This window comes from Solibacillus sp. FSL R7-0682, from assembly GCF_038005985.1.
Lineage (GTDB): Bacteria > Bacillota > Bacilli > Bacillales_A > Planococcaceae > Solibacillus.
Genome location: NZ_JBBOUI010000001.1, coordinates 2,939,515 through 2,953,881, shown reverse-complemented (window position 1 = coordinate 2,953,881; position 14,367 = coordinate 2,939,515). Strand labels below are relative to the sequence as shown.

Sequence of the window (14,367 nt, the reverse complement as noted above, 5' to 3'; positions counted from 1 at the left end):
CAGCAAAAGAGTGGGATTTCCCGCTCTTTTCTGTTGTTATAAACAACTATTTACACAAATTTTTCAATGAATAACTCGTCTCTGTACTTAACATTGTGATGTCTACACAGACTAATCATAAAAGCAGTGACGCAAGGAGGATACGATGAGTAAAGTTACGTCGATCATTGAAGAGCTAGTGACACCGATCGTTGAAGAACTTGATTTAGAATTAGTTGACATCGAGTTTGTTAAAGAAGGACGCGACTGGTTCCTTCGTATTTATGTTGACACGCCTACTGGCGGTATTGATATTTTACAATGCGCGCAAGTGAGTGAAAAGTTAAGTGAGAAACTGGATGAAAACGATCCTATCGAGCAAAACTATTACTTAGAGGTTTCTTCACCAGGTGCTGAACGTCCATTAAAAAAACAGCAGGACTTTGAAAAAGCAATTGGCAAATATATTTATGTGAAGACTTATGAACCAGTAAAGGATTTAAAAGAATTCTATGGTTATTTACGCGCATATACTGAAACATATTTAGAAATCGAATTCCGCATAAAAACACGTAAAGTAACAGTACAAATTGAAAAAGAAAAAGTTGCGCAAGCGCGTCTTGCCATCGATTTCTCAGATAAGCAAATTTAGGAGTGAAACAAAATGAGTAGTGAATTACTAGATGCCCTAACTGCCCTTGAAGAGCAGAAAGGTATTTCAAGAGATGTATTAATTGAGGCGATTGAGGCGGCTTTAGTAACAGCATATAAACGCAACTTCAACCAAGCGCAAAATGTCCGTGTAGATTTAAACTTAGATACAGGTTCAATGGTTGTCTACTCACGTAAAGATGTCGTTGAAGAAGTAGAAGATGAGCGTTTAGAAATCGCTTTAGAAGACGCGAAATTTATTAATGCAGCTTATGAAATTGGTGATATCGTTGAGGAAGAAGTAACACCACGTAACTTTGGGCGTATTGCTGCACAAACGGCAAAACAAGTAGTCACTCAGCGCGTACGTGAAGCTGAGCGCGGCTTAATTTATGAAGAGTATGTAGACCGTGAAGATGATATCGTAACAGGGTTAATCGAGCGTCAAGATGCTCGTAATATTTATGTAAGCATCGGTAAAGTAGAGGCTGCACTACCTGTAAATGAGCAAATTCAAGGTGAAGTATACAAACCTCAATCTCGTGTACGTGTGTACATTACAAAAGTTGAACGTACTACTCGTGGTCCACAAGTCATTGTGTCACGTACACATCCAGGTTTATTACGCCGTCTATTTGAAATGGAAGTACCAGAAATTTATGATGGTACAGTTGAGATTAAATCGATTGCACGTGAAGCAGGCGACCGTTCGAAAATTTCAGTTTATGCCCATAATGAAGAAGTAGATCCAGTAGGTTCATGTGTTGGAGCAAAAGGTGCACGTGTTCAAACAATTGTAAACGAATTAAACGGTGAAAAAATTGACATTGTGGAATGGTCAGAAGATCCGATTGTATTCGTAGCGAATGCACTTAGCCCATCAAAAGTATTAGATGTACAAGTAAATGAAGAAGAAAAATCAACAACTGTCGTAGTACCAGATTATCAATTATCATTAGCAATTGGTAAGCGTGGTCAAAATGCTCGTTTAGCTGCAAAGTTAACTGGCTGGAAAATCGACATTAAAAGCGAAACAGATGCACGTGAATTAGGAATTTATCCTTCAGAAACAAGTACTTTTGTTCCGCGTGAAGATACAGAAGAAGTTGCATTTGATTTATATGGTGACGACGAAGAATAAGCCATCATTTGGAATCGTTTTGCAAGGAGGGTGAGCGTAGTGGTTGTTAGTAAAAAAGTTCCTTTACGAAAATGTGTTGCAACAGGTGAGATGTTACCGAAAAAGTCAATGATTCGCGTTGTCCGTTCAAAGGAAGGCGAGGTTAGTGTTGACGTTACAGGTAAAAAATCTGGTCGTGGAGCATATGTTTCAAAATCAGAAGAAGCTGTTGAAATCGCACGTAAAAAGAATATTTTAGATCGCCAACTTGATGCAAAAGTGCCGGATGAGGTATACGAGGAGTTACTAACTCTAATCCGTAGGGAGTCGATTCTATGACCAATCCTGCATTGCTACAGCTATTAGGCTTAGCGGCACGTGCACGAAAAGTAATCTCTGGAGAAGAGCTAGTTATCAAGGAAATCCGTAGTGGAAAAGCAAAGCTTATTTTACTTGCATCGGATGCTTCAAATAATACTAGTAAAAAGATTCAAGATAAATGTACGTATTACAACGTTGAGTATTATGTTTTCGGAGATCGATATGATCTAGGACATGCTACCGGGAAGGAAGCCCGTGTAGCGATTGCTATTACTGATAGCGGATTTGCTAAAAAAATGTCTAGTCTACTCAACGAAAATTAGTCGGGGGTGAGCAGATGAGCAAAGTAAGAGTTCATGAATATGCGAAAAAGGTAAATAAAACAAGTAAAGAAGTTATTGAGCAGTTAGCATCATTAAATCTGCCTGTGAAAAATCATATGGCGGTAATAGATGAAGAGACGCGTTCAAAACTTGATTCTGTCTTTAAGCAAGCAGCAGAACCAGCAAAGAAATCACCTGAAAAATCACCTGCCAAGGCTGCAAATGATACACCAAAAGTGTCACAGGGGCAGAAAAATGCGCAGAATGATCAAAAGCAGGGACGTCAACAATCTGCTTCAATTAATCAGCAACCGAGAAAAACGAATAATGCCAATAGGCAAACACAATCGCAACAGGGCGAAAAACAAAAGAATGAAAAAGGTAACCAAAATCGACATATGACTCAAAATAATAACAATAACCGCAAAGGCGGCAATAACTCAAATAACAACAAGGGCGGATTCCAACAACGTAGAAAGCCAGGAATTAATGGCGGTAAACGTCGTACGCACCGTCCAGCTCCACAGCCAATGGTCCAAAAAGAATTACCGGAAAAAATTACGTTCTATGAAAGCTTAACAGTAGCTGAGCTTGCGAAGAAATTACACCGCGAGCCATCTGAAATTATTAAAAAATTATTTATGCTTGGTGTTATGGCAACAATTAACCAAGAGTTAGATAAAGATGCAATTGAATTAATCTGTGCTGACTATGGTGTAGAAGTAGAAGAAGAAATCCGTATCGACAAAACAGATTTAGATACGTACTTCGATGAAACAATTGTAGAAGTAGATGAAGATGCTTTAGAAGAGCGTCCAGCAGTTGTAACAATTATGGGGCACGTTGACCATGGTAAAACAACTTTACTAGACTCTATTCGTAATACGAAAGTAACTGCTGGTGAAGCAGGTGGTATCACACAACATATTGGTGCTTACCAAGTATCTGAAGGCGACAAAAAAATTACATTCTTAGATACACCAGGACACGCAGCCTTCACAACAATGCGTGCGCGCGGTGCATCTGTAACAGATATTGCGATTATCGTAGTAGCTGCTGATGACGGTGTAATGCCTCAAACAGTAGAAGCGATTAACCACGCAAAAGCTGCAGAAGTACCAATTATCGTTGCTGTTAACAAAATGGATAAACCATCTGCAAACCCAGACCGCGTTCAGCAAGAATTAACAGAGCACGGATTAGTACCTGAAGCTTGGGGCGGGGAAACAATTTTCGTACCAATCTCAGCTTTAAAAGGTGAAGGTATAAATGAATTACTAGAAATGATTTTATTAACAGCAGAAGTTGGCGAATTAAAAGCGAACCCAACTCGTTCAGCAATCGGGTCTGTAATCGAAGCACAACTAGACCGTGGTCGTGGTGCAATTGCTACATTATTAGTTCAAGATGGTACATTACGTGTTGGTGATCCAATCGTAGTTGGTCATGCTTATGGTCGCGTACGTGCAATGGTAAATGACCTTGGTCGTCGTGTTAAAGAAGCAGGTCCATCAACTCCAGTTGAAATTACTGGATTAAACGAAGTGCCACAAGCGGGCGACCGTTTCGTAGTATTCGCAGATGAGAAAACAGCTCGTCAAGTTGGTGAGTCTCGTTCAATGACTGCTATTCAAGCTCAACGTTCTGAAAAGCAACGTGTAACACTTGATAACTTATTTGAACAAATGAGTCAGGGTGACGTAAAAGAATTAAACTTAATCGTGAAAGCTGACGTACAAGGTACTGTGGAAGCAATGGCTTCGTCATTAATGAAAATTGATGTAGAAGGTGTAAACGTTAAAATTATCCACACTGGTGCTGGTGCAATCACTGAATCAGATATTTCACTTGCGGCTGCGTCTAACGCAATCGTAATTGGTTTCAACGTACGCCCAGATGTAAATGCGAAGCGTGCAGCTGATGAAGAAGGCGTAGATATTCGTTTACACCGTATCATCTACAAAGTTATTGAAGAAATCGAATCAGCGATGAAAGGTATGTTAGACCCAGAATACGAAGAAAAAATCGTTGGTCAAGCAGAAGTTCGTCAAACAATTAAAGTATCTAAAGTGGGTACAATCGCAGGTTCTTACGTTATTGAAGGTAAAATCGTTCGTGACGCAGGTGTTCGTATTATCCGCGAAAACGTTGTTATTTTCGAAGGTGAGTTAGACTCATTAAAACGTTTCAAAGATGACGCAAAAGAAGTAGCAAAAGGTTATGAGTGTGGTATTACAATTAAAAACTACAACGACATTAAAGAAGGCGACATTATCGAAGCCTTCGTAATGGAAGAGATTGTACGTAAATAATGATTGTTTACGCAGAAATTGAATTCATTATTCAAGCTGCCCACTCATTAAAGGAAAAGCGCGCTGTTTTGCAACGAATGGTGACACGCACAAAGCAAAAATTTAACGTTTCTGTTGCGGAAATAGACCATCAAAATGTATGGCAACGTACACGCCTTGCGCTCGTTGCTGTTGCCTCTTCAAAGGAGGCAGCTGAACGTGAGCTTATGCATGCTGTCCATTTTTTACAGTCCAATCCACAATGGGAACAGTTAGATTTTTATCGAGAATATTTATAAAGTCCACGAAATGTGGCAACTTAAGTAGTAAAAAGAGGTGACGTTTATGTCTCTACGTTCTAATCGTGTTGGCGAGCAAATGAAAAAAGAGATTACTGAAATTATCAGCCGCAAAATTAAAGACCCACGTGTAGGTTTTGTAACTGTGACTGATGTAGCAGTTACAGGGGATTTACAACAAGCGACTGTATATATTACATCTTTAGGCAACGAACGTGAGCGTAATGAATCATTAAAAGCATTAGAAAAAGCTTCAGGCTTCATTCGCTCAGAAATCGGTTCACGCATTCGTTTACGTCGAACACCAGAATTAATTTTCGAGTTTGATACAGCAATCGAATACGGAAATAAAATTGATGCATTACTTCGTGGTCTTCACGAAGACAAATAAGTTTTCACACGGGACCTTCTCTGTGAAGCCATACAAATTGGAAGGCAGGAATGTTGTGTAAACAATGTTTCTGCCTATTTTTTTTAGGGAGTTTGATAACAATGAATGGCATTCTTCCATTATGGAAAGAGCGTGGCATGACAAGTCATGACTGCGTATTTAAATTGCGTAAAATTTTAAGGACAAAAAAGGTTGGGCATACAGGTACTCTGGATCCTGGTGTAGAAGGTGTATTGCCAATTTGTATTGGTCAGGCAACACGTATTGCAGAATATTTGACTGACGCGGGTAAGACCTATGAAGCGGTAATATCAATTAGTCGTACAACAACAACAGAAGATGCAGAAGGGGAAACGGTAGAGAAAAATGATGCGTTTAAATCATTTACGCGTGCTCAAATTTTAAAGGCGTTATCATCGCTTACAGGTACTATCGAGCAAACACCACCAATGTTTTCAGCTGTTAAAGTGAATGGGAAAAAGCTATATGAGTACGCACGAGCAGGACAAACGGTCGAACGTCCAACCCGCAAAATTACGATTTATGAGCTACAGTTATTAGATGAGGCTGAAATGTTCGAAGGTGAAGAAGTAACGTTCTCTATTCGTATCAAATGTTCAAAAGGGACATACATCCGAACGCTTGCTGTTCAAATTGGGGAAGCGCTTGGCTATCCTGCTCATATGCACGAGCTTGTTCGCACAGCGTCTGGTACGTTCACAAAGGACAATTGTTTTACATTAACGGATATAGCTGAACTAATGGAGGCAGGGAAGCAAGAACAGTTTTTATTACCTGTTGAATATGCCCTTTCCGACTACCCTTATGTAGAAGTTACACCAGACATCGAAAAACAAATTTTCAATGGACAAGTTTTACCGATGCATGCATTATTAAAAGAGCATGATAAAATCGTATATGGTGTAGACGGAAGAGCATTTGCGGTTTACATCGCACATCCGACAAAAGAAGGACAAATGAAGCCGGATAAAATGTTTCCCGAACTAGATTAGGAGGCAAAATATGAACGTAATTCATTTAAAATACCCGCATCAATTATCGAAGGAAGCAAATAAAGATTCGTATTCATTAGCGGTAGGCTTTTTTGATGGTGTACATAAAGGGCATCAAGCAGTTATTGAATCGGCAAAAGAAAAAGCACAGCAATTGAATATTAAAAGTGCAGTCATGACGTTTGATCCACATCCATCGATTGTATTAGGTGGACGCAATGAAAAAGTATTTTATATTACACCTCTTGCTCAAAAGCTTGATACTTTAGAAAAATTGAATGTTGATACTGTTTTTGTTGTGAATTTCACATCAGATTTTGCTAAACTAGCTCCCGAAGAATTTATCCAATACTTCATTTTAGATTTGAATGTCAAACATGTAACAGCTGGGTTTGATTTTTCATTCGGTGCATTTGGAAAAGGCAATATGACGATGATGGAGCATTTATCAAAGGGGCAATTTGGTGTGACAATTGTTGAAAAACAACAAGATACGGAAGAGAAAATTAGCTCGACACGAATTCGGAAATATTTGCAAAATGGTGAGATGGAACAAGTTCGTACACTTTTAGGGCGTGCTTTTGAAGTTCCAGGGATTGTTGTGCATGGGGATAAGCGTGGTCGTACGATGGGCTTCCCAACTGCCAATGTTCAAGCGATGGAAGGTTGCTACATCCCTGCAACAGGCGTGTATGCAGTAAAAATATTAGTTCAAAATGAAGTGTTTAATGGTGTTTGTAATGTAGGCTACAAGCCAACCTTTAAAAATCCAGACGAAAAGCGACTATCAATCGAAGTGCATATTTTAAACTTCGATAAAAATATATACGGGGAAGAAGTCGTTGTCTGTTGGTATAAACGTATTCGAAGCGAGCGTAAATTTAATGGAATAGATGCACTTATTCAGCAAATTGAATTGGATAAGCAACAAGCGATTCGTTATTTTGAGCAACTGTCTTAAATAGTTGCGAAATATAAGGGAACTATGGTACTATTCATAAGTACGAATTCATCGTACGAACCTTAGCTCGGCTTTCCGCAACTCCAGCGTTTGCTGTGCTATAGGGGATTATTATAATTTTAGGAGGTCATTTCACATGGCAATTACACAACAACGTAAAAACGAAATTATCGCTGAGTACCGTACTCACGAAAGCGACACTGGTTCTCCAGAAGTACAAATCGCTGTATTAACTGCAGAAATCAACGCTTTAAATACTCACTTAGCTACTCACAAAAAAGATTTCCACTCTCAACGTGGTCTTCTTAAAATGGTAGGTAAACGTCGTCACTTATTAAAATACTTACGTGAAAACGACGTTGCACGTTACCGTGAATTAATTAACAAACTTGGATTACGTCGCTAATCTGACAATAAAAAGCGGGATTTATCCCGCTTTTTATTATGTTTAAGAAGAGATCAAGTAAGATATATTAATAAACAAAAACATATGCTGATGAACATGTAATTTTAGTAAAACATATCAAAATTGCTAGATGCTTAATCAAAAATGAGTTTATCGCAGTGATGACATCCTTCGGGGGCATTAACTTCTTTCAGTGGGTGTAAATACGCCCTTTGAAAGAAGTTAAATTTGCGAAAACATAAATATTTTTTGAAAAAATTTAGCATAGATATGGCTTTTTTGATACACTTACTATGATACATAATAAGATGCGTAGAGTGTTTCAATAAGAAAGGGGTTCATTTAATGAACGAAAAAAAAGTCTTTTCGTATGAATGGGCTGGCCGTCCACTTGTAATAGAAGTAGGACAGTTAGCAAAACAAGCAAATGGTGCAGCTTTAGTGCGCTACGGAGAAACAGCAGTACTCTCAACTGCAACAATGTCTAAATCACCAAAACCTTTAGATTTCTTCCCATTAACAGTCAACTATGAAGAAAAATTATACGCTGCAGGTAAAATTCCTGGTGGCTTTATTAAACGTGAAGGCCGTCCATCTGAGACAGCTATATTAGCTTCACGCTTAATCGACCGTCCTATCCGTCCAATGTTCCCAGATGGCTTCCGAAATGAAGTACAAGTAATTTCAATGGTTATGTCAAATGATCAAAATAATCCATCTGATGTAGCAGCAATGTTCGGTTCATCATTAGCATTAGCTATTTCTGATATTCCATTCGATGGCCCAATTGCGGGTGTACACGTAGGATATATCGATGGCGAATTCGTTATTAACCCAACAGTAGAACAAGCGACAAAGTCAACTATTCATTTAACTGTAGCGGGTAATAAGGATGCAATTAACATGGTAGAAGCAGGGGCTCTAGAAGTTCCTGAAGAAGTTATGTTAGAAGCAATAATGTTCGGTCATGAAGAAATTAAAAAATTAATTGCTTTCCAAGAAGAAATTGCAGCTGCAGTAGGGAAAGAAAAGCAAGCAGTTGTAATTTATGAGTTAGATGCACAATTAACTGCTGATATTAAAGCAATTTGCGAAGCAGATATGAATGCTGCAATTCAAACAGTTGAAAAGCATGCTCGTGAGGAAGCAATTACTGTAGTAAAAGAACGTGTAATCTCAACTTACGAAGAGCAAGAAGTTGACGATGAGACGATGAAGCAAGTTAAAGGCATTTTAGATAAAATGGTGAAAGACGAAGTGCGTCGTTTAATTACAGAAGATAAAGTGCGTCCAGATGGTCGTCAATTAGACGAGATTCGTCCTCTTTCTTCTGAAGTTGGTTTATTAGATCGTACACACGGTTCTGCACTATTTACGCGTGGTCAAACACAAGCGTTATCAATTTGTACACTAGGTGCTTTAGGTGATGTACAAATTATTGATGGTTTAGGTGTAGAGGAATCAAAACGTTGGATGCACCATTACAACTTCCCTCAATTTTCAGTAGGGGAAACTGGTCCAATCCGTGGTCCAGGTCGCCGTGAAATCGGACACGGTGCATTAGGAGAACGTGCACTACTTGCAGTTATTCCAGATGAAGCAGACTTCCCATATACAATCCGTTGTGTATCTGAAGTTTTAGAATCAAATGGGTCAACTTCACAAGCGTCAATCTGTGCGTCGACATTAGCGATGATGGATGCAGGAGTTCCATTAAAAGCACCAGTAGCAGGTATTGCAATGGGACTTATTAAAAAAGGTGAACATTACTCAATTTTAACAGACATTCAAGGGATGGAAGATCACCTTGGGGATATGGACTTTAAAGTAGCAGGTACAGCTAAAGGTGTAACAGCTCTTCAAATGGATATTAAAATCGATGGCTTATCACGCAATATTTTAGAAGAAGCATTAACACAAGCAAAAATTGGACGTATGCACATTTTAGATTCAATGTTAGCGACATTACCTGAAGCTCGTCAATCATTATCAAAATACGCGCCAAAAATTTCTGTTATTAAAATTAATCCAGATAAAATCCGTGACGTTATCGGACCTGGTGGTAAACAGATTAACAAAATCATTGATGAAACTGGCGTGAAAATTGATACAGAGCAAGATGGTACGATTTACATTTCATCTTCTGATGAAACAATGATTAAGCGTGCTCGTGAAATTATTGAATCAATCGTACGAGAAGCAAAAGTTGGCGAGTACTACATGTCGACTGTTAAACGTATCGAAAAATTCGGTGCATTCTGTGAAATCTTCCCAGGTAAAGACGGCTTACTACACATTTCTGAAATTCAAGAAGAACGTACGAAAGCAGTAGAAGATGTATTAAAGCTTGGTGATCAACTAATGGTGAAATGTATCGAAATCGACAATCAAGGTCGTGTGAACTTATCACGTAAAGTAGTCATTAAAGAAGAAAAAGAACGCGCAGAAGAAAACAAATAATACATCAAACTAAGGATTTGTTTCTGCCCTGAAAGAAAAGCACTTTGTGTGTGCACAATTACAATATCAAGAGGTTGTACATCACGTACAGCCTCTTTTTAGTCGATAGGGAGTAAAGATAATAACTTCCTATTACATAAAAGTACATCATCTTATGCAAAATTGCTGTAAGTGATGTCTTCTAAATTTAAAAGGAGCGTAATATACATGGTACAGGTGATTACATGTAAAAATGGTGTACGTATTGTGGCAGAGCAAATGTCACATGTACGTTCATTATCAGTTGGAATTTGGGTAAATGCAGGCTCACGCTATGAAGGCCCAGAAGAAAACGGGATTACTCATTTTATAGAGCATATGCTGTTTAAAGGCACGAAAAATCGTACAGCCCGTCAAATCGCTGAGGAATTTGACCGGATTGGTGGCGAAATTAATGCATTCACTTCAAAGGAACATACATGCTATTATGCGAAAGTATTAGATCACCACGGTGAATTAGCTGTTTCAATACTGGCAGATATGTTTTTCAATTCGCTATTTTCAAAGGAAGATATCGAGCGAGAGCGTCAAGTAGTATTAGAAGAAATTTATATGAGTGAGGATGACCCAGCAGACGATGTTCATGAAAAGCTATGGGCTGTTATGTTCCCTGAAGATGCACTAGGTCGCCCGATTTTAGGAACGCCAGAAACAATAGCTACTTTTGATGAAGCAATGATTCGTTCATATATGGAGAAGCACTATGGACCAGAAAATGTGGTTATCTCCATTGCGGGTAATTTAGAAGAGGGTTTGCTAGAAAAAATTGAACAGCTATTTGGCCAATACGAGGCAAGTCCAGCATTGGTCGTGTCTAGTCCTTCTTATCCAATGTTTACAGCAGGTGAGGTAGAAAAACTTCGGGATACAGAGCAAGCCCATATTGCAATTGCGTTCCCAGCTATTAGTGTGAAAGATCCACTAATGTATAGTTTTACTGCATTAAACAATATTATTGGTGGTAATATGAGTTCGCGATTATTCCAAGATGTACGTGAAGATCGAGGTCTTGCTTACTCCGTATTTAGTTATCAATCAAGCTATGAAGATGTTGGAACCTTTACAATTTATGCTTCTGCGTCAAAACAAAATTTAGATTCATTAAAACAACAAATCGACCAAACATTGTTTGATGTTGTTGTTGGTGGTGTGACGGAAGAAGAGTTAGAAAATGCGAAGGAACAACTAAAAGGTAGTTTCGTACTGGGGCTAGAAGGAACAGAAGACCATATGAATCGTAACGGAGTGAATGAACTTATTCACCGCAACCATCGTTCAATGGACGAAGTATTAGCTAAAATTGATGCCATTTCGATGGAATCAATGGATGAACTCATCACGAAAATTTTATTAAATGTCCCGGCGATTGCAATTATTGGACCGGAAAATGAATGAAAAAAGCAGCGGCTGGGACAGATGTGAAAGTTTCTCTGTTTACGGTAAAAATACAGTATTAAAAATTGGATACTTTATTAACTGGTTGTAGTGGAGGAGCGACTCCTGGGGTCATAGCGTAACGCCTGAGAATACAGGCTCAGGCCACGCCCCCGGAAAGCGTCCCCACAAAGGAAACCAATTACAAAAAAGCATCATTTTTCTCACTCGAGAAAAATGATGTTTTGGTTTTGTCCCAGCGTCTACTTCTTTATATTTCTAATATGACTATCTTTAAAACTCAACTTGTAAATAGTTTTGAACGGTTCTGTTATATTGTTTGAAAAAAAGAACGATGCTAGTAATGGGGATGATCAGTCCGCCTATTAACTTAAAGCCCAATAAATTGTTAAAGATGAATAATAAAAGTGTATGGGAAAAGAATAATGTAAAGAAATACAGAAAAAAGGTACTGATTGAAATGCTTTTTAATTGTTTTAATGGCTTGGATAATGCTTGATTAATAACAGCTCCGGTATAAGCTATACCGATAGCAATGAAACCAAGGCTAGACAATAATTCAAAATGGCTAATCTGTTGTTTATTATAAAAAATAAATTGATGAATCATGTAAGGAAAAATGATGCTCAATATTAGTAGAGAACAGAAAGTGAAAATACTTTTAATAAATAGTTTTGATGGAATAGGCATCGTTCGTACTAATTTTATAAAATGGTTTTCAAATAAATAGCTAATTGCTGATACAGGGAATATAACAAAGTATATAATAGTAATGCTTAATTTGGCCTCAAAAATAATTAAATTGGTAACTAGTATGCCGACATTAAGAAATGTAATTAAGAGAATTATTTTTTTCGATAAATAAAAATGCATTTTCAGTAAGGACATCATGCAACATCACTCCTCTCGTCCTGAACCATTCTAACCCACAGGCTCATCATTAAAAAAATGATGCTACCACTAAAGACTAACGAGACAAGTAGCTGTGATGTTGTAAAAAATGTAATGATTGGATTTAATCCGAAAATTATTGCGGGCATTAAAATCATTAAAACATTTAGCGATTTACCGTACTTTATAAATCGAAAACTAAAAAATAGACCAATAATGATAAAGCTTAGACTAATTAGCATGATCAAGAATTGAATGGTAGGAAGAATCAATTTTTGTTGAAATAATGAACTGAAAAGACCGAAATAAATAATTGTGCTAATAAAAAAAAGACAAGTATAGCGAAAAATAAAAATGAAGTCAGTTTTTAAAAGTGTACTTTTTTTTATTGGAAATATAGCGGTCATGATGCGTTGCTGCTCGCGTAAATCAAAATAGAATGCACACAAAATTGTGACGCATGTCGTCATCAGCAAATAGGCTGCATGTTCCCCATTTGTTAAAAAAAGAATTAATGAAAAAAGCGCAACAAGAACTGGATAAAAATAAAACCATAAAGATAGCTGTCCACTGTAGAATTTACAAAGATACTGAATCATATATTCGACGACGCCCCTTTACAAAATACAGCATAATATCATCAATTGTTGGCTTCTCTAGCTGAATAATCGGATTGACATATTCTCGTATCACTAAATGAGAAATGCCAAAGGCGGAATCCTTCGTCCCGATAATTGAATGCTTCGGAATAATATGTGCTTCTTCATGTGATCCTTTCCAAATACCATAGCCATACAATAATTCATCCTTATTATCACTAAATAAAATTTCACCTTCGTGAATAAATGTAATTGTATCAGCGATTTTTTCTAGATCTGTTGTAATATGAGAAGAAATGAGGATAGCATGCTCTTCGTTTTCCATAAACCCCTGTAGGATTTCAAGTACTTCATCTCTTACGATTGGATCTAGTCCACTTGTCGGTTCATCTAATATTAAAAGCTTCGGTCGATGAGCTAGTGCTAAACAAAGAGCAAGTTTCATCTTCGTCCCTTTCGACATTGTTTTTACGGTGTCATATTTCGGTACATCTAGTTGTAATAATAAACGATCAAAATAAGGTCGATCCCAAGACAAGTACACATGACCGTATAGAACATCTAGCTCTTTTGGTGTCAAATAGTCAGGCACGTGTAATTCATCAAAAACTACCCCAATCTGTGCCTTCAATTCTACTTCGTGTTCGACATGATCTTTTCCGAAAATTAGAATTTCGCCTTCCTGTTTTTTTAATAAATTTAAAATCAACTTAATCGTTGAGGATTTACCAGCTGCATTTTGACCAATAAACCCTGCAATCGTTCCACATTCAACAGTAAAAGATAGATTATTTAAACGGAAATTTTTAAATTGTTTGGATACGTACTTCATTTCAATCGCATTCATGTAGATTCCTCCAATAACACTTGTAATAGCTCGATTAGTTCGTCTTGACGAACATTTGCCGTTTTTGCAATCGAGATTGCCTTTGTAAAATGCACTTCAATTTGGCGAACTAGCGCTTCTCGTAAAAAATCCTGATTACGATCAGATACGAAGCTTCCTTTACCTGCAACCGTTTCAATAAATCCGTCACGTTCTAAATCCGCATAGGCACGTTTTGTCGTCATGACGCTAATTTTTAATTCCTTTGCAAGAGCACGAATCGAAGGGAGTGCATCTCCTGTAACAAGGGTTCCACATAAGATGGCTTGCTTTAGCTGTTCAGTAATTTGCTCGTAGATTGGTTTGTCACTATTATTACTTAATTTAATAATCAAAATTTCA

The 14,367-nt window shown here is 37.7% G+C and carries 15 protein-coding genes; 12 read left to right on the top strand and 3 right to left on the bottom strand.

Translation table 11 applies throughout. From position 1 onward, the window contains the following. The first annotated feature begins 145 nt into the window (after positions 1-145). The 12 genes from rimP to MKZ17_RS14940 all read left to right on the top strand — a co-directional run bounded on the left by rimP (position 146) and on the right by MKZ17_RS14940 (position 11,649). Entirely contained in the window at positions 146-631 is a 486-nt protein-coding gene (gene rimP / locus MKZ17_RS14995) for a ribosome maturation factor RimP (protein WP_340724535.1), read from the top strand. A gap of 12 nt (positions 632-643) precedes the next feature. Next, a complete protein-coding gene (nusA, locus tag MKZ17_RS14990; protein WP_340724534.1) occupies positions 644-1,771 on the top strand; it encodes a transcription termination factor NusA in 1,128 nt (375 codons plus the stop codon). Between the two features lie 39 nt (positions 1,772-1,810). Continuing rightward, entirely contained in the window at positions 1,811-2,089 is a 279-nt protein-coding gene (gene rnpM, locus MKZ17_RS14985) for an RNase P modulator RnpM (RefSeq protein ID WP_340724533.1), read from the top strand. Continuing rightward, the gene (locus MKZ17_RS14980) at positions 2,086-2,394 is read left to right on the top strand and encodes a YlxQ family RNA-binding protein (RefSeq protein ID WP_340724532.1); all 309 of its coding nucleotides are present in this window, start codon (positions 2,086-2,088) and stop codon (positions 2,392-2,394) included. Before rnpM ends, MKZ17_RS14980 begins: the two co-directional genes overlap by 4 nt. A 14-nt stretch (positions 2,395-2,408) precedes the next feature. Continuing rightward, positions 2,409-4,706 (top strand): translation initiation factor IF-2, encoded by a 2,298-nt coding sequence (gene infB / locus MKZ17_RS14975; RefSeq protein ID WP_340724531.1) that lies wholly within the window; start codon positions 2,409-2,411, stop codon positions 4,704-4,706. Next, a complete protein-coding gene (locus MKZ17_RS14970) occupies positions 4,706-4,984 on the top strand; it encodes a DUF503 domain-containing protein (protein ID WP_340724530.1) in 279 nt (92 codons plus the stop codon). The genes infB and MKZ17_RS14970 overlap by 1 nt, the downstream gene beginning before the upstream one ends. Before the next feature lie 46 nt (positions 4,985-5,030). Continuing rightward, a complete protein-coding gene (rbfA, locus tag MKZ17_RS14965) occupies positions 5,031-5,375 on the top strand; it encodes a 30S ribosome-binding factor RbfA (protein ID WP_340724529.1) in 345 nt (114 codons plus the stop codon). A 101-nt stretch (positions 5,376-5,476) separates the two neighbouring features. Beyond that, positions 5,477-6,388 carry a tRNA pseudouridine(55) synthase TruB gene (gene truB, locus MKZ17_RS14960; protein ID WP_340724528.1) on the top strand — a complete coding sequence of 304 codons (912 nt, stop codon included), beginning with the start codon at positions 5,477-5,479 and terminating at the stop codon, positions 6,386-6,388. A gap of 10 nt (positions 6,389-6,398) precedes the next feature. After that, the gene (ribF, locus tag MKZ17_RS14955) at positions 6,399-7,349 is read left to right on the top strand and encodes a riboflavin biosynthesis protein RibF (protein ID WP_340724527.1); all 951 of its coding nucleotides are present in this window, start codon (positions 6,399-6,401) and stop codon (positions 7,347-7,349) included. Positions 7,350-7,485: 136 nt separating this feature from the next. Further along, positions 7,486-7,755, top strand: a complete 270-nt coding sequence (rpsO, locus tag MKZ17_RS14950) for a 30S ribosomal protein S15 (RefSeq protein ID WP_340724526.1) — start codon at positions 7,486-7,488, stop codon at positions 7,753-7,755. Between the two features lie 345 nt (positions 7,756-8,100). Next, positions 8,101-10,215, top strand: a complete 2,115-nt coding sequence (pnp, locus tag MKZ17_RS14945; RefSeq protein WP_340724525.1) for a polyribonucleotide nucleotidyltransferase — start codon at positions 8,101-8,103, stop codon at positions 10,213-10,215. Between the two features lie 207 nt (positions 10,216-10,422). Then, positions 10,423-11,649, top strand: a complete 1,227-nt coding sequence (locus MKZ17_RS14940) for a M16 family metallopeptidase (RefSeq protein WP_340724524.1) — start codon at positions 10,423-10,425, stop codon at positions 11,647-11,649. An 887-nt stretch (positions 11,650-12,536) separates the two neighbouring features. Here MKZ17_RS14940 and MKZ17_RS20625 read toward each other — a convergent pair. Genes MKZ17_RS20625 through MKZ17_RS14930 form a run of 3 tightly spaced genes read right to left on the bottom strand, consistent with a single transcriptional unit; the run spans position 12,537 to position 14,360 of the window. Further along, positions 12,537-13,139 carry an ABC-2 transporter permease gene (locus MKZ17_RS20625; RefSeq protein ID WP_445326923.1) on the bottom strand — a complete coding sequence of 201 codons (603 nt, stop codon included), beginning with the start codon at positions 13,137-13,139 and terminating at the stop codon, positions 12,537-12,539. Continuing rightward, complete coding sequence (locus MKZ17_RS14935) at positions 13,120-13,986, bottom strand: ABC transporter ATP-binding protein (protein ID WP_340724523.1); 867 nt, start codon at positions 13,984-13,986, stop codon at positions 13,120-13,122. Before MKZ17_RS14935 ends, MKZ17_RS20625 begins: the two co-directional genes overlap by 20 nt. After that, on the bottom strand, positions 13,983-14,360 hold the full coding sequence (locus MKZ17_RS14930; protein WP_340724522.1) for a GntR family transcriptional regulator: 378 nt from the start codon (positions 14,358-14,360) through the stop codon (positions 13,983-13,985). The genes MKZ17_RS14935 and MKZ17_RS14930 overlap by 4 nt, the downstream gene beginning before the upstream one ends. Positions 14,361-14,367: the final 7 nt, after the last annotated feature.